This is a genomic window from Synechococcus sp. BL107, assembly GCF_000153805.1.
Lineage (GTDB): Bacteria > Cyanobacteriota > Cyanobacteriia > PCC-6307 > Cyanobiaceae > Parasynechococcus.
Genome location: NZ_DS022298.1, coordinates 1,467,640 through 1,482,287, shown reverse-complemented (window position 1 = coordinate 1,482,287; position 14,648 = coordinate 1,467,640). Strand labels below are relative to the sequence as shown.

The window sequence follows — 14,648 nt, the reverse complement described above, 5'->3', positions numbered from 1 at the left end:
CAGCGCGCAGGCGATTAGCTCTCTTGAATGGTGACTTTGTTGATGCGTGAACCGTTGTTCAGCTTCAGCACGACGTCCATATTTCCGGTGAGACCGAACACCGTGTGGACTCCATCAAGGTGTGGCTGTCCCTCGTAACAAATGTAGAACTGTGAGCCCCCGGTGTTGCGACCGGCGTGGGCCATGGCAAGAGTCCCAGCCTGGTGCTTCTTGGAATTGATCTCACAGTCGATCTGGTACCCAGGGCCGCCGGTGCCCGCCATTCCCTTGGCCCCTTCACGGCTATTGGGGCAGCCACCCTGGGCCATAAAACCAGGGATCACACGGTGGAAAGCGAGACCGTCGTAGAACCCATCCTTCACCAATTTGACGAAGTTAGCGACGGTATTAGGCGCATCAGTGTCGAACAGCTCGAGCTCGATTGGGCCTGCTTCGGTATCCATCAGGGCCTTGGTCATGGTGGCGCGAGCAAAGCTGCAGTTTAGAAACACGGCAAGATGACGGCGTCGAAAGGATTGCGATGGAACACCAGAGTCCAGATCTGTCCAATGCACGCGTAGGAGTGATCGGGGGCAGTGGTTTGTATGCGATCGCCGGTCTTGAGGATGAACAGGAGATAGAGGTACAAACGCCGTTTGGCCTTCCATCCGATCAACTGCGCGTTGGTCGTTTGGAGGGCGTCGAAACCGTTTTTCTGGCACGTCACGGACGCCATCATCAATTCCTGCCCCGCGAGGTTCCCTACAGAGCCAATCTTTGGGCGATGCGTTCCCTGGGTGTGCGTTGGTTGGTGTCCGTCTCCGCTGTTGGCTCCTTACAAGCCTCAATACGACCGAGGGACATGGTGGTGCCCGATCAGTTCATTGACCGCACTCAGCAGCGTCCAGCGACGTTTTTCGGGGAAGGATGTGTGGCCCACGTGAGCCTGGCCGATCCTTTTTGTTCGCAACTCAGCCAGCTGTTATCGGATGCGGCCGAGTCGTCCTTGCCCAATGGGCAAACATTGCATCGAGGTGGAACGTATTTGTGCATGGAAGGGCCAGCGTTTTCCACCCGAGCAGAGAGCGAGCTTTACCGGAGTTGGGGGTGTTCCGTGATCGGCATGACCAATCACACCGAAGCGAGGTTGGCTCGAGAAGCCGAATTGGCATACACCTCACTGAGCATGGTGACCGACTTTGATTGCTGGCATCAGGACCACGACGCCGTGACTGTTGAGATGGTGATGGGGAATCTGAGGGCCAATGCCATGGCCACCGAACCGATCCTTCGAACGCTCATACATCGGATCGGCGCTGCACGACCAGCATCATCCGCCCATACGGCCTTAGCGAATGCAGTCGTAACTCCTAAGGAGGTTGTGCCCCCTCAGACGCGTCAAAAGCTCGATCTCTTCACTGCCCCCTATTGGGGAGAATGGTCTCAAAGTTGAGTCAATGTTGCACCGCAACTCTCCAGCGCCTGCCGCAATTGTTGGTCGTTCCGCTCTAAAACACCTTCTGCCTGGTCTTTTGAAAGTTTTCCAGCCTTCATCAGAAGTGCAAGTTTGACGGAACCATCCGACAATCCCAACAGGGCCAAACCCTCCTCACGCTCGACGCCGATGAGATCACGGAGGATGCGCAGGGAACGATCGACCAACTTGCTGTTGCTGGCTGCCACATCCACCATGCGATTGCCATAAACCTTGCCAAGACGGACCATCACCGTGGTCGACAAAATATTGAGGGCCATTTTTGTGGCGGTGCCGGCTTTGAGTCGCGTCGAACCCGTTAACAATTCCGGACCCGTCAGCAGACGGATATCGATATCGCAGGGCAACGGGGCTTGATCCTTGGGAACACAGGCCATCCCAATCGCGAGGGCACCGATTGAACGGGCGTAGGACAAACCACCCCGCACATAGGGGGTCGTACCACCAGCTGCGATGCCCACCAAACAATCCCCCTGCTGGAATCCATGCCGCTCCAGATCTTCACGACCGGCCTGCTCAAGATCCTCAAGACCTTCTGAACTACGCAATAGGGCCGGGGTTCCTCCAGCCAACACCCCTTGAACAAGCTTGGGATCACTACAAAAGGTTGGAGGGCATTCAGCGGCATCCAAGACACCAAGCCGGCCAGAGGTTCCAGCCCCCAGATAAAACAACCGACCACCATCAAAAAGGCGCGCTGCAATGGCATCCACGGCGGCGGCTAATGCCTCTGAAGCCCCTGCCACCGCTTCTTGGGGACGACGATCTTCATCCACGAACAAATTCACAAGATCCGTAGTCGCCAATTGATCCAATCGGCGACTACGGGGATTGCTTTGCTCCGTCAGGAGATGACCGCGGTCATCAGAGGGCTGAAGTGAGGGATCAAAGCCAGCCATCGCGTTAGAGAAGTCCTTCGAGACGTTGTCTCAGTGCATCCAATTCTGGGTTTGGTGCCGCGTCGAGCGAGGCATCGGAATCAGACGACGTCTCAGCCACCACAGATTCATCATCCTTCCATTGGCTGACATCACGGTTGGATTCAGGCGGGGCCATGAACAAACGCTCCTCATCCGTGCCAGGCACAAAACCCGCCTCAATCAGACGTGCCTCATAACCGGCATCTCTGCAAAACAATTCAACGTCCTCACGATCCAAGGCCTCGACGGTTGGAACAGGAAAGTCTTGGGCTTCCAGCAAGCCTGCATAGCGTTCGGCATCTTCCGGATTCTCAAACAACAGAACCACGGTGCGTCCAGCGATCTCAAGCGAATGAATGCCCTCGCTGTCCGTGCCAGCGTCAAACAACATCACGTGAACGCGCATCCCGGAACCGTCAATCCGAACTTGAGCGGAGTCTCTCACCGAACAACTCAACTACGCAGCCGCGGAGGTGGGGATTACATCACTGGATCTCAGATTCGACCGCTAGCTCCTGCAAGCGCCGATAGAGCGCCCGTTCATCTTCTCCCAAGTCCGACGGGATCACCACCACCACTTCAACCAACTGGTCCCCCAGTTGCTCATCCATGGATAGGCCCCGTCCCCGCAGACGTAAAAGCCGACCACTCGAGGAACCAGGAGGAACCTGCAAGGTGACAGGGCCATCCAGGGTGGGCACATCAACGGCACAGCCGAGGGCCGCATCAGGGGGGAAAAGTTCCAACTTGTAGTGCACCCGAAGGCCATCCACTCGCAGCCCCTCTTCGGTGATCACACGCAGCTGCAAAAAATGATCTCGCCCACCCGGAGCCACCCCCTCGAGACGCAAGCGCCAGCCATCACCGGCAAAGGGTGGGGTATCGAGCTGAATCAGCGTTCCATCGCCAAGCGTGAGTTCCACCTGGGTACCCAGAAGGGCTTGGTCAGGGGTGAGCTCCACAACAGATTCCAGATCTTCCACGGCCAAGACGGGCGGTGGTGGTGCGGGTGCTGCCACGGGCCGTTCTGTAGCCGCTTCACCATCACTCGCCTGCCAGGGCATGACGTCTGGTTCGGGCTCAGATTCAGCAGCAGGGTCTTCACGACGTTCTCGCCTCCCAAAAATCACATCGAGGTAATCCTCAAAATCAGGAAAACCTGTCGTGAATGGATTGTCGTCGGCTTCTACAACAGCTCCGCCCCGCTGCCACGCATCCCGCCGTCGTGGGTCATTGAGAACCGCATACGCCTCATTCACGAGCTTGAACCGCTCTTCGGCTACTGGATCATTTCCATTGAGATCCGGATGCCAACGTCGCGCTTCCCGACGGAAAGCTCGTTTGAGCTGCGCCGCATCGCTATCGGGACGGATCCCAAGCAGGGACCAATAATCAGGGTTAGCGGTAGATGTCATCGTCCCAAGCGGATGCATCACGCCGATTCAACCCGCGGCTCCGGTCGGGCGGACGACTGGGGGCACCCCAAGGGTCGTCATCCCAATCATCGGAGAACAATTCATCCTTCAGGGAACCGAGGGTGCTACGGATGCCCTGAAGAGGACTTCCATCGGATTGACGCTCAGCCGAGAGGCGTCGGTTCAAACCAAATAATGCTTCCTCCAAACCACTCACGCTGAGGTCAATCTCTTGAAGGTCGTCCGCGGCCAAACAGTCCTGCACATCACGGATGGCCATTTCCACGGATCTCTGCTGACGTTCTGCCCCATAGGGACCCAGTTCAAGCGCCGCATCACGCAACCGCCGCTCAGCTTGGGATAGAAGGGTTTGAGCTCGATTGCGCCGCTCAATCTGATTGCGTTTGCGGCGATCTTCATCAGCTCTTGCCTCAGCCTCAGCAAGGAGAGCCGTCACCTCCTCTTCATTGAGATTCGAACCACCCTGAATCGACACCGATTGTTTTCGGCCCGTCGTTCGGTCCGTGGCACTGACCTGAAGCAAACCATTGGCATCGATATCAAAGGCCACTTGCACCTGGGGAACGCCACGGGGGGCTGGGGGGATTCCTGAGAGGCGGAAGCGTCCTAACGACTTGTTATCGGATGCCATCTGGCGTTCACCTTGCCAGATATGAATTTCAACGGACGATTGGTTCGCTTCCGAGGTGCTGAACACATCGGATTGGCGCACGGGGATGGGGGTATTACGGGGAATCAAAACCTTCATCAAACCTCCCACTGTTTCCAGACCAAGGGAGAGCGGTGTCACATCGTTCAGCAGCAGATCTCGCAGTTCCCCAGTGAGGATCCCGGCCTGGACCGCGGCACCAATGGCCACCACTTCATCGGGGTTGACCGACTGGCAAGGGTCAATCGGAACAAGGGTCCGCACCAGTTGTTGAACCATCGGCATCCGGGTGCCACCCCCCACCAACACCACATCGTCAATGTCATCCGGTGCCCAACCGGAATCGCGCAATGCAGCCTGAACCGGATTCAGCAAACGGTCGAGGAGGTCCGGACAAAGTCCTTCAAAGGTGGGTCGGTCCAGGTTGGTTTCGATATGGAGTGGGCCCTCAGTTCCCGTCGCGATAAACGGCAAAGAGATGGGAGTCGTTAGGACGCCAGAGAGTTCTTGTTTTGCCTTTTCCGCGGCCTCGGTGAGCCGTTGCAAGGCCTGTCGATCGCGTCGCAAGTCAATGGAGTGTTCCTTCTGAAAGGCATCAGCGAGCCAATCAACGATGCGCTGGTCGAAATCGTTGCCACCGAGTTGGGTATCACCATTTGTTGATTTGACATCAAAAACACCATTGGCAATTCGAAGCAACGACACATCGAAGGTGCCACCACCAAGATCGAAGACGAGAACACGACGGACTGCACTGCGATCAAAGCCGTAGGCCAATGCTGCGGCTGTGGGTTCATTCAAAATTCGCTCAACGGAAATACCAGCCAACCGACCGGCATCACGGGTTGCCTGCCGTTGCGCATCGTTGAAGTAAGCCGGAACCGTCACCACTGCGGCTTCAACGGTTTCACCTAAGTAAGTCGAGGCATCGTCGACCAACTTTCGAATGATGCTTGCGACCAACTCCTCCGGTGCATATTCCCTCTCGGTCACAGGGCAGGGCACGCGCACCTGACCACGGTCATTGGCCCGAACGGTGTAGGGAACGGAAAGACTGCTGTCGTCCAACTCATCCCAATCGCGGCCCACAAAACGCTTGAGATTGGAAAAGGTATTGCGTGGGCTCAAGACCAGCTGTCGTCTGGCAAGTTGACCAACTAAAAGTTCTTGATCTTTGCTGTAACCAACAACGGATGGCGTGGTGCGCCCACCTTCAGCATTGGCAATGACATGGGGGCGACCGGCCTCCAAAACGGCAACAACCGAATTGGTGGTCCCTAGATCGATTCCGACGATCCGACCCATACCCGCGATCAGTGGAACTCCAGGCTAACGGCCGGTAACGAATAAGCCTCCAGCAAACCGACATGTATTTGTGTTCGGGATCACAAGGAACCCAGGACCGATCTCTCCCATACTTAGGGGAGGTGTGATCCTCCGATCAATGTCCAGCAACTTGGACGATCAGTACCGACTCCGCAAACGACCGCAGTCCGAAAAGCTGGTGGACTCGGGTTTCAAAAACTTGGCGGTGATCCTGGCGTCGGTCGTGGCCCTTGTCCTGTTCGCCATTTTGTTCGTGGTGTTTCAGGGGGGCCTGCCATCCATGCTTCGGTATGGCTGGGAGTTTTTAATCACGTCTGATTGGAACCCCGTCGATGATGAATACGGGGCTGGGGCCGCAATTTACGGCACATTAGTGACCTCGATCTTGTCACTCTTCATTGCCATTCCATTGGGGGTTGGAACGGCAATATTCATTACAGAAAACATTATTCCGCAAAAAATAAGAAACTTTATCGGATTGATGGTGGAGTTATTAGCAGCAGTTCCATCAGTAGTTCTCGGCTTATGGGCCATCTTTGTGATGGAGCCATTCATTCGGCCAGGCCTCGAAATGCTGTACACCTATTTTGGCTGGATCCCCCTATTTAGCTCTCCACCAATGGGGCCAGGAACCTTGCCAGCCGTGTTGATTTTAGTGGTGATGATTCTACCAATCATCACCGCAATCACCCGTGATTCGCTTCAACAAGTTCCTGAACGATTAACTCAGGCAGCCTATGGAATCGGAACCACTCGCTGGGGCGCGATTACCAACGTAACCTTACCTGCAGCAATCTCTGGCATCGTCGGAGGCGTGATGCTTGCCCTAGGCCGAGCGATGGGCGAAACGATGGCAGTAACAATGATTATTGGAAACTCAAATAATTTTAGTTTCTCCTTATTGGCACCTGGCAATACAATTTCTGCAATGCTTGCCAACCAATTTGGTGAGGCTGATGGATCGCAGGTTTCATCATTGATGTATGCCGCCTTCGTACTTATGATCATGACATTGGCCGTCAACATTTTGGCGCAGCTGCTTGTGAAACGGCTCAGCCTCAAATACTGACATGAACATCAATAATGCTGGTCTTATCACAAGACAAAAACAACTTAACTACAAACCAAATATCAAGCGTAATCTTGGCAACCGATTTATGACAGGACTGGCAGCACTGTTTTCAATCGTTGCTGTTCTGCCATTAATTCTTGTCTTGGGTTACGTATTACTCAAGGGTGCCTCGAAAATCAGCATCAGCCTCTTTACCGAACTGCCACCACCCCCTGGGCTAGAAGGAGGTGGAATCGGAAATGCAATCATTGGAACATTTGTGGTTACATTTGTTGCAGCATTATTTGCAATTCCGATAGGCGTTGGCGGAGGAATTTATTTGGCAGAATATTCAAGATCTGATTGGTTTGCACAATTTATCCGCTTCGGAACCAACGTTCTTTCTGGAGTGCCATCCATCATTGCTGGCGTATTTATATACGGAACACTCGTAACGACCAGACTGATATTTGGAAATGCCTACAGCGCCGTTGCAGGCGGATTAGCACTTTCAATCCTAATGATTCCAACCGTCATTAAAACAACGGATGAAGGATTAAAGCTGGTGCCAGACGATCTTCGTCGTGGGGCCTTGGGCGTTGGGGCCTCTCGATTCATCACGATCACTCGGATCACATTGCCAGCGGCATTTACACCGATTGCGACTGGGGTGGTGCTTGCCATTGCAAGGGCAGCAGGCGAAACAGCACCTCTTATCTTCACGGCATTATTTTCTCCCTACTGGGCAGATCTATTGTCAGTGGACGGGTGGTTTTCGTCGATTGCCACATTATCAGTCTTAATTTATAATTTTTCGATCATGCCCCTTGAAGTGCAAAATGAATTGGCTTGGGCTGCTTCTTTTGTCCTCGTAGCATTAATTTTGGCCCTCAATTTATTTGCGCGCTGGCTTGGACGGGTCGCATCCAGATGAATCATCGAAGCAAGCTTTCATCCAAAGGTTTCCCCGACGTCTTCCACTACTTAACCAATCACAGGGCACCATGACCTCCGAATCCGCAGACATTCAGCCAAGCACCCAAGAAGAAGTTGCTGTTTCAATGCAGAATGTGACCATCAGCTATGGCAATTCTGCTGCAGTACGAGATGTTTATTGTGATATACCAAGTGGGAAAGTAACAGCTTTAATTGGGCCTTCGGGATGCGGTAAGTCGACGATCTTGCGATCGATTAATCGTATGAATGACCTTATCGAAGGTTGTACGTTGAAAGGTCGCGTTTTGTTTGATGGTGTGGATTTATATGCTGCAGCGGTCGACCCAGTGGAAGTAAGACGGCGCATTGGAATGGTGTTTCAACAGCCCAATCCATTTCCCAAAAGTATTTACGAAAACGTGGCTTTCGGGGCCCGCATCAATGGCTACAAGGGAAATATGGATGAATTGGTGGAGCGCTCTCTGCGTCAGGCAGCTGTTTGGGATGAATGCAAAGACAAGCTAAAAGAGAGCGGCTACTCCCTTTCTGGTGGGCAACAACAACGCCTGTGTATCGCCCGCACGATCGCCATCCAACCGGAAGTCATCTTGATGGACGAACCTTGTTCTGCCCTAGACCCGATATCGACATTAAAAATTGAAGAAACCATGCATGAGCTCAAAAAGAGTTTCACGATTGTGATTGTGACTCACAACATGCAGCAAGCCGTACGAGTCAGCGACGAAACAGCCTTTTTCAACGCAGAGACAGTGGAAAACCGATCTGGAAAAGTTGGCTATTTAGTGGAGTTCAATGATACGCAATCGATTTTTAATTCTCCCCAACAGCAAGCCACGCAAGACTATGTGTCTGGGCGATTTGGCTAGACTTCAAAATAAGATATAAACAAATACTGCCTGGCTTGTAGATCTAAATATTGTGTCGTTTTTACTTGAAGGTTGCGTCTTCTTTCAGACTTATCTGAGAGATTTTCCAAAAAAAATCCGGCCCGTGAGGACCGGAATAGCGGAGAGCGAGGGATTCGAACCCTCGATAGAGTTGCCCCTATACAGCATTTCCAGTGCTGCGCCTTCGACCACTCGGCCAGCTCTCCACCGGCTTTTATGGGGCAGATGCCAATGTAGCAGGGCGTTTCCAGATGGATGGCATGAGCCCCAGCCACCAGATCACCATTCACTGGCGGCAGGAGAACCGCACCATCACCCACGAGGTTCCAGAAGGCGACTACATCCTTCACAGCTTTGAGCAGCAAGGAGATCCGCTTCCTTTCTCCTGTCGCAATGGATGCTGTACGAGCTGTGCCGTCCGCGTCCAAAGCGGCCAGCTTGATCAACAAGAAGCCATGGGCTTGTCCCATGAGTTGCGCCGTCAGGGTTACGGATTGCTCTGCGTCGCCAGAGCCATTGGTCCTCTCGAAGCAGAGACCCAAGACGAAGACGAGGTCTACGAACTGCAATTTGGTCAACACTTTGGCCGCGGCAAAGTCAGTCCTGGTCTCCCCATTGAAGAAGAGTGAATCCATGGCACAACAACTCACAGCCACGGCCGCAACAGAGGCCGGCTTAACCACAACCGAACTCACGCGACTCGTTGGCATCGCTCGCGAGGCCGCTGAACAAGGTGGAGCTGAGTTGATGCGCCACTACGGACGCCTGGCCTCCATTGAAAGCAAAGGTCGCGTCGGAGACCTTGTCACCAACGCCGATCTCGCCGCAGAAAAAGTTGTTTTGGATGTTTTGGCAGCTGCAACGCCAGACATCGCCGTCTTGGCTGAAGAGAGTGGCTCCGCAGGTGAACAGGACGGCCTGCGTTGGTGCGTTGATCCTCTTGATGGCACAACGAACTTTGCGCATGGATATCCGTTTTTCGCCACATCCATTGGACTGACGTTTCGTCAAACACCAGTGCTTGGAGCAATAGCGGTTCCTTTTCTTGGTGAGCTGTATTGGGGAGCACCCGGACTTGGGGCGTTCTGCAACGAACAAGCGATCAACGTGAGCAGCTGTCAACAACTCGAGGATTCATTGCTCGTCACTGGATTCGCCTACGACCGACACACACGCTTAGACAACAACTACGCAGAGTTTTGTTGGTTCACCCATCGCACCCGGGGAGTTCGGCGCGGAGGTGCCGCAGCCGTCGACTTGGCCTTCGTCGCCGCAGGACGTCAAGACGGCTACTGGGAACGTGGTTTGTCTCCGTGGGACCTTGCGGCAGGTGTCGCCTTGGTGGAGATCGCTGGAGGCCGTATCAGTGGATATCAAGGCGATGCATTTCAACTCAACAGTGGCCGAGTCGTCGCCGCTGGAGCGCAGCTCCATCCAGCAATTGTGAATGGTCTTGCCCAGGTGACGCCCTTAAAAGGATCAGACTTCGGTGCGCCCGAGGTCACGGCCATGGGATCCTGATCACAAGGCGAGTAATCCGACAATGGCGCTGCAACCTGCCGCTGGCGCAAGGGATCTGAACCCGCGCCAGGTAGAAACCAATCGGAACCTCACTGAGCGACTTGCTCGAGTGTTTCGACTCTGGGGTTATGACGAGGTTTCTCCTCCCCGCGTAGAACGGATGAAAACCTTGATGGCGGGGGGCGCCATCGCCAGTCGCGACATCGTGCGTCTTGTGGCTGACGATCCATTGGGCCTACGGCCAGAGATGACGGCTTCGATTGCTCGAGCAGCCTGCACGCGACTGGCAACACGACCACGCCCCATGCGTTTGTGGGCGTCGGGCACCGTGTTTCGATCCAGGGCTGCTGACGAGGGTGGTCAGTGCATTGAAGAAAACCTCCAAAGCGGAGTGGAGCTGTTTGGGGTCGCTGCCATCGAAGCGGAGATGGAATTGCTCAGCCTGCTGATGGCATCCATCGCTGCTTTAAAGCTGGGCCGATTGACGCAGCCTCGACTGCTGTTGGGACATACCCAACTCATGGAATTGATCCTCTCTCCATATGCGGGTCCGAAACGGGATGCGGTGCGTTCAGCTCTGATCCATTTCGACCGTCTAGCCGTTGAAACAATGGAGTTGTTGCCCAACCAACGGCAAACCCTGCTGGCACTAATGGAGTGTCGTGGAACGCCAACGGATGTGCTCCAGCAACTACAACAATTGTTTGGCCAACAACCCGTCTTCGATGATCTCGATCGCCTCTGCTCGCTCCTCAGCAAAACTGCACTAGAGCAGGAGGTCGTTCTGCAACTCGACCCAACCTTTCAGCCCCAATTTGAGCTGTACACCGGGTTGGTCTTTCAGCTGGTCTGCAACGGACGATCAGCACCTGAGGTGCTTGCCCGTGGCGGTCGTTACGACGAGCTGGTTCAACGGTGTGGAGCCCCACCAAACCAAGCGTTTGGCGCAGGCTTCAGTTTGGCGATCGATTCGATTCGAGAGCTGATGGTGGAAGACAACTCGGTTCAAGCAGAGGCGAAAAATGTGCTGGTGGCATATTCCTCGAATGCAAACTTGGAAACGGCCCTAGATCACCAGCGGCAGTGGCACGCGAAAGGACATCGTGCTGTTCTTGAGCTTCAGCCGATTCGATCCATCGATGAAGCCCAGGCTCTTTCGCAAGCGCGAGGGAACCTTCAGCTCGATTGGATCGATCTTTAATATTCAACTAACGGAGATTGATTTGCCATGGCTCACACCATCGTTTCTGAGGTGTGCGAAGGCATCGCCGATTGCGTTGATGCCTGCCCAGTGGCCTGTATCGACCAAGGCAACGGCAAAAACACCAAAGGCACAGATTTCTACGTGATCAATTTCGACACCTGCATCGATTGCGGGATCTGCCTGCAGGTCTGTCCCGTTGAAGGGGCGATTCTGGCCGAAGAGCGGCCAGATCTTCAGAAAGTCAGCTGAGGGAGCCGCTCACATCGATGCGCCGAGGGGAGCTTTCGGAGGGATGTGTTTTGCATAACGAATTGGAATCAGCGCCAACGTGAACACCAAGAAGGGGAGATAAAACCCGAGTGGTCCTTCCTTGACGTGTTTCACGTAAGTCAGCAAGAAAAGCACCCAGATCCAATGACTTCCAACAAAGTGAAGACGCTTCCAGTTCTTCATTCCCATCCAGTGCTGGGCCTGATCGGTTGAGGTGAGTGCCATCAAAAACACAAACCCATAGGCAAGTCCACCAAACACCCACTGAGCCATGGATTGTTGACTAACGAATGGATCCGGAAACAAAACGGTCATCGAGACGATCAGACCGAGATGGATGAAATGGGATGAAGCAAAACTGAGACCGATCCAACGCCGATTTCGCAGCGTCCAACGCGAGAGAGAAGACGGCCAAAGACTTTCAAGGCTGGAAGACGTAAAGGCAATCGCAAAAAGGATGAGGGAACTACGCCCCGTCGCATCGATCGCCTGATGAATGGCTGGTGCATTCCATCCCGCCAACCCAAAGTTGAACAGCAGGCCAACAACGATGAGACAGGTCACCAAGGTCGTGAGTCGCCACCCCTGCAAATTCATGACCAGCCAGTCAAAAAACAACTTTGCCAGAGGGGTGAGCAGCCAAACCGGGATGGTTCGGAGACCCCTCCTTCAACCGTCGTTGAGTTAGGCCTACCTCTCTCTCTAAGGTCGAGTTTTCACGTTGTTGTCATGGCGGTGTTGGACGAACAGGGTCAAATTCAGATCCACACCGAAAACATCTTCCCGATCATTAAAAAGGCCGTCTATTCAGGCCATGAAGTCTTTCTCAGGGAACTTGTCAGCAACGGAGTGGATGCCATCAGCAAGCGAAGGATGGCTGCCATGGCTGGCGATTGCTCCGAGGGAGACGATGGCGCCATCACGATCCACGTGGATCGTGAAGCCAAAACCCTCACCATTTCTGACAATGGCATCGGCATGACCTCCGATGAAGTGAAGCGCTATATCAATCAGGTGGCCTTCTCCAGCGCTGAGGATTTTTTAGAGAAATACAAACAAGAGGACGACGCGATCATCGGCCACTTTGGTCTTGGCTTCTACTCAAGCTTCATGGTGGCCGACCGCGTCGAGCTAATCACCCAGTCCGCCAAACCTGATCAGGAGTCTGTTTGTTGGAGCTGTGATGGGTCGCCCAATTTCAACTTGTCGGGAGCAGAGCGCAGTGAGCCTGGAACCGATGTTGTTCTCCATCTCATGGAAGAAGAGATGGAATATCTGGAGCCCGCGAGAATTCGCACCCTCATTAACACCTACTGCGACTTTATGTCAGTACCGGTACAACTGGAAGGTGAAACAATCAACAAAATGGAGGCTCCATGGCGGAAGAGCTCCAGAGATTTAAGCGATCAAGATTACATTGATCTTTACAACTATCTTTATCCATTTCAAGGTGACCCTCTCCTTTGGGTGCACCTCAATACCGACTATCCATATAATTTACAAGGCATTTTATTCTTTCCGAAACAAACGGGACGGGCCGATTGGGAGAAGGGAGAAATTAAGTTGTATTGCAACCAAGTTTTTGTTAGCGATTCCATCAAAGAGGTCGTGCCTCGCTATCTACTTCCGTTAAGGGGAGTGATTGATTCTCCAGATATTCCACTAAATGTAAGCAGAAGTGCCTTACAAACAGATCGTCGTGTGCGCTCGATTGGAAATTTTGTGGCTAAAAAAGTTTCCGACCGTTTACGTTCACTCAAAAAAGATGATCCGAAAGCTTATGCCGAAGCCTGGGATTCATTGGCGCCATTTGTAAAAATTGGTGCGATGGAAGATGAGAAGTTTGCCGATCAAGTGTCTGAATTGATTTTGTTCGGAACAACAACGAATCCCAACGAGCCAGAAGGGGATGACCCCATCGCGGCTAATGGCAAGTCGTTCACCACACTGGAGGGATATCGAAGCCGATTGAGCGAGGAAAACAGCAAACGAATCCTTTACAGCACGGATGATGTTTCCCAAGCGGGGGCACTCAATCTTTGGACAGCGCAGGGGGCAGAGGTGTTGAAGCTCGAAACGGTGATTGATACACAGTTCATCCCATGGCTGGAATACCGCCATGAGGAACTCAAGTTTCAACGTGTGGATGCGGAGCTGGATGAAAGCCTCAAAGAAGAAGACCCTGAATTGGCTGATCAAGACGGCACCACCGACTCAGAACGGCTGCGTAGCTTGATCAAAGACGCGCTCAACAACGAGAAGGTGACCGTGCAGGTGCAAGCGCTTAAAGCGGAAGGAGCACCACCGGCGATGATTTTGCTTCCCGAGCAAATGCGCCGCCTCAACGATATGGGCGCATTGATGGAGCAACGGCTTCCAGGATTGCCCGATCATCACGTGTTGCTGGTGAATCGGCGACACCCTTTGGTGGAAGGGTTGCTCAAACTTCAATCGGGAAGTGTTTTGGTGGGCAACAGCGAGAGCTCTCCTACCCTCAACCTGTCGGAAAACCTCGCCCGCCATCTCTATGACATGGCACGTCTTGGCGTGGGCGGTCTCGAGCCCAACGAACTTGCTGGCTTTCAAACCCGTAGCGCTGAACTGATGGGAACCCTGATGCAACGAGGCCTTTAGTCAAGGTCCTTTTGGTAAGATTGGGGTTGGACCTGTTTGTACAGATCCAACCAACTCAATCAGTAGGACAAATACATGTCTCGGGTGTGTCAGCTCACAGGTACTCGCGCCAATAACGGCATGGCCGTGAGCCATTCCCACATCCGCACCAAGAAGTTGCAGCAGGCCAATCTGCAGCAACGTCGCCTCTGGTGGGCTGAAGGGAATCGTTGGATCAAATTGCGCGTCACCACCCGTGCGTTGAAGACGATCCAAAAAAAGGGATTAGGTCCCTATGCCAAGTCCTTGGGCATTAACCTGGCCAAACTCTGATCTAGTA

At 53.5% G+C, this 14,648-nt stretch carries 16 protein-coding genes and 1 tRNA gene; 10 read left to right on the top strand and 7 right to left on the bottom strand.

The window, feature by feature from the left end:
• Positions 1–14 precede the first annotated feature (14 nt).
• Positions 15–458, bottom strand: coding sequence for a peptidylprolyl isomerase (locus tag BL107_RS07690; protein WP_009789749.1), 444 nt, complete (start codon positions 456–458; stop codon positions 15–17).
• A gap of 62 nt (positions 459–520) precedes the next feature.
• Between BL107_RS07690 and mtnP the strand changes: the two genes are divergently transcribed.
• Positions 521–1,432: an S-methyl-5'-thioadenosine phosphorylase gene (gene mtnP / locus BL107_RS07685; protein ID WP_009789748.1), complete on the top strand. Its 912-nt coding sequence runs from the start codon at positions 521–523 to the stop codon at positions 1,430–1,432.
• On the opposite strand, the gene murQ is transcribed toward mtnP, so the two are convergent.
• From murQ to dnaK, 4 genes are all read right to left on the bottom strand, one after another.
• Entirely contained in the window at positions 1,423–2,373 is a 951-nt protein-coding gene (gene murQ, locus BL107_RS07680) for an N-acetylmuramic acid 6-phosphate etherase (protein ID WP_009789747.1), read from the bottom strand. The genes mtnP and murQ overlap by 10 nt on opposite strands.
• Before the next feature lie 4 nt (positions 2,374–2,377).
• The gene (locus tag BL107_RS07675; protein ID WP_009789746.1) at positions 2,378–2,800 is read right to left on the bottom strand and encodes a DUF3110 domain-containing protein; all 423 of its coding nucleotides are present in this window, start codon (positions 2,798–2,800) and stop codon (positions 2,378–2,380) included.
• Positions 2,801–2,879: 79 nt separating this feature from the next.
• Positions 2,880–3,809: a DnaJ C-terminal domain-containing protein gene (locus BL107_RS07670; RefSeq protein WP_009789745.1), complete on the bottom strand. Its 930-nt coding sequence runs from the start codon at positions 3,807–3,809 to the stop codon at positions 2,880–2,882.
• Positions 3,793–5,784: a molecular chaperone DnaK gene (gene dnaK, locus BL107_RS07665; protein ID WP_009789744.1), complete on the bottom strand. Its 1,992-nt coding sequence runs from the start codon at positions 5,782–5,784 to the stop codon at positions 3,793–3,795. Before dnaK ends, BL107_RS07670 begins: the two co-directional genes overlap by 17 nt.
• Before the next feature lie 139 nt (positions 5,785–5,923).
• Between dnaK and pstC the strand changes: the two genes are divergently transcribed.
• The 3 genes from pstC (at position 5,924) to pstB (ending at position 8,679) form a co-directional block, all read left to right on the top strand.
• Positions 5,924–6,874: a phosphate ABC transporter permease subunit PstC gene (gene pstC / locus BL107_RS07660; protein ID WP_009789743.1), complete on the top strand. Its 951-nt coding sequence runs from the start codon at positions 5,924–5,926 to the stop codon at positions 6,872–6,874.
• Between the two features lies 1 nt (position 6,875).
• Positions 6,876–7,790 (top strand): phosphate ABC transporter permease PstA, encoded by a 915-nt coding sequence (gene pstA / locus BL107_RS07655; protein WP_009789742.1) that lies wholly within the window; start codon positions 6,876–6,878, stop codon positions 7,788–7,790.
• A gap of 70 nt (positions 7,791–7,860) precedes the next feature.
• Complete coding sequence (gene pstB / locus BL107_RS07650) at positions 7,861–8,679, top strand: phosphate ABC transporter ATP-binding protein PstB (RefSeq protein ID WP_037988312.1); 819 nt, start codon at positions 7,861–7,863, stop codon at positions 8,677–8,679.
• Between the two features lie 140 nt (positions 8,680–8,819).
• Here the strand turns inward: pstB and BL107_RS07645 are convergent.
• A tRNA-Ser gene (locus tag BL107_RS07645) sits at positions 8,820–8,906 on the bottom strand.
• A 54-nt stretch (positions 8,907–8,960) separates the two neighbouring features.
• Here BL107_RS07645 and BL107_RS07640 point away from each other — a divergent pair.
• From BL107_RS07640 to BL107_RS07625, 4 genes are read left to right on the top strand one after another with little or no spacing between them, the layout of a single operon-like run.
• The gene (locus tag BL107_RS07640) at positions 8,961–9,329 is read left to right on the top strand and encodes a 2Fe-2S iron-sulfur cluster-binding protein (RefSeq protein WP_037988885.1); all 369 of its coding nucleotides are present in this window, start codon (positions 8,961–8,963) and stop codon (positions 9,327–9,329) included.
• A gap of 4 nt (positions 9,330–9,333) precedes the next feature.
• Positions 9,334–10,221 (top strand): inositol monophosphatase family protein, encoded by an 888-nt coding sequence (locus tag BL107_RS07635; protein ID WP_037988310.1) that lies wholly within the window; start codon positions 9,334–9,336, stop codon positions 10,219–10,221.
• A gap of 22 nt (positions 10,222–10,243) precedes the next feature.
• Complete coding sequence (locus BL107_RS07630; RefSeq protein WP_009789738.1) at positions 10,244–11,422, top strand: ATP phosphoribosyltransferase regulatory subunit; 1,179 nt, start codon at positions 10,244–10,246, stop codon at positions 11,420–11,422.
• Positions 11,423–11,449: 27 nt separating this feature from the next.
• Positions 11,450–11,674 (top strand): ferredoxin family protein, encoded by a 225-nt coding sequence (locus BL107_RS07625; protein WP_009789737.1) that lies wholly within the window; start codon positions 11,450–11,452, stop codon positions 11,672–11,674.
• Between the two features lie 9 nt (positions 11,675–11,683).
• Here the strand turns inward: BL107_RS07625 and BL107_RS07620 are convergent, their stop codons facing one another.
• Entirely contained in the window at positions 11,684–12,292 is a 609-nt protein-coding gene (locus BL107_RS07620) for a ferric reductase-like transmembrane domain-containing protein (RefSeq protein WP_037988883.1), read from the bottom strand.
• A gap of 132 nt (positions 12,293–12,424) precedes the next feature.
• On the opposite strand from BL107_RS07620, the gene htpG reads away from it, so the two are divergent.
• Together htpG and rpmB are read left to right on the top strand one after the other, a co-directional pair.
• Complete coding sequence (gene htpG, locus BL107_RS07615) at positions 12,425–14,329, top strand: molecular chaperone HtpG (RefSeq protein ID WP_009789735.1); 1,905 nt, start codon at positions 12,425–12,427, stop codon at positions 14,327–14,329.
• A gap of 75 nt (positions 14,330–14,404) precedes the next feature.
• On the top strand, positions 14,405–14,641 hold the full coding sequence (gene rpmB / locus BL107_RS07610; RefSeq protein ID WP_009789734.1) for a 50S ribosomal protein L28: 237 nt from the start codon (positions 14,405–14,407) through the stop codon (positions 14,639–14,641).
• Positions 14,642–14,648: the final 7 nt, after the last annotated feature.

What these genes read in the sequence shown, in the direction of transcription:
- pstB (WP_037988312.1), top strand. Translation starts at nt 7,861, where the DNA reads ATGACCTCCGAATCCGCAGACATTCAGCCAAGCACCCAAGAAGAAGTT.
- rpmB (WP_009789734.1), top strand. Translation starts at nt 14,405, where the DNA reads ATGTCTCGGGTGTGTCAGCTCACAGGTACTCGCGCCAATAACGGCATG.
- BL107_RS07625 (WP_009789737.1), top strand. Translation starts at nt 11,450, where the DNA reads ATGGCTCACACCATCGTTTCTGAGGTGTGCGAAGGCATCGCCGATTGC.
- dnaK (WP_009789744.1), bottom strand. Translation starts at nt 5,784, where the DNA reads ATGGGTCGGATCGTCGGAATCGATCTAGGGACCACCAATTCGGTTGTT.
- BL107_RS07640 (WP_037988885.1), top strand. Translation starts at nt 8,961, where the DNA reads ATGAGCCCCAGCCACCAGATCACCATTCACTGGCGGCAGGAGAACCGC.
- BL107_RS07690 (WP_009789749.1), bottom strand. Translation starts at nt 458, where the DNA reads ATGACCAAGGCCCTGATGGATACCGAAGCAGGCCCAATCGAGCTCGAG.
- murQ (WP_009789747.1), bottom strand. Translation starts at nt 2,373, where the DNA reads ATGGCTGGCTTTGATCCCTCACTTCAGCCCTCTGATGACCGCGGTCAT.
- BL107_RS07635 (WP_037988310.1), top strand. Translation starts at nt 9,334, where the DNA reads ATGGCACAACAACTCACAGCCACGGCCGCAACAGAGGCCGGCTTAACC.
- pstA (WP_009789742.1), top strand. Translation starts at nt 6,876, where the DNA reads ATGAACATCAATAATGCTGGTCTTATCACAAGACAAAAACAACTTAAC.
- pstC (WP_009789743.1), top strand. Translation starts at nt 5,924, where the DNA reads ATGTCCAGCAACTTGGACGATCAGTACCGACTCCGCAAACGACCGCAG.
- mtnP (WP_009789748.1), top strand. Translation starts at nt 521, where the DNA reads ATGGAACACCAGAGTCCAGATCTGTCCAATGCACGCGTAGGAGTGATC.
- BL107_RS07630 (WP_009789738.1), top strand. Translation starts at nt 10,244, where the DNA reads ATGGCGCTGCAACCTGCCGCTGGCGCAAGGGATCTGAACCCGCGCCAG.
- BL107_RS07675 (WP_009789746.1), bottom strand. Translation starts at nt 2,800, where the DNA reads ATGCGCGTTCACGTGATGTTGTTTGACGCTGGCACGGACAGCGAGGGC.
- BL107_RS07670 (WP_009789745.1), bottom strand. Translation starts at nt 3,809, where the DNA reads ATGACATCTACCGCTAACCCTGATTATTGGTCCCTGCTTGGGATCCGT.
- htpG (WP_009789735.1), top strand. Translation starts at nt 12,425, where the DNA reads ATGGCGGTGTTGGACGAACAGGGTCAAATTCAGATCCACACCGAAAAC.
- BL107_RS07620 (WP_037988883.1), bottom strand. Translation starts at nt 12,292, where the DNA reads ATGAATTTGCAGGGGTGGCGACTCACGACCTTGGTGACCTGTCTCATC.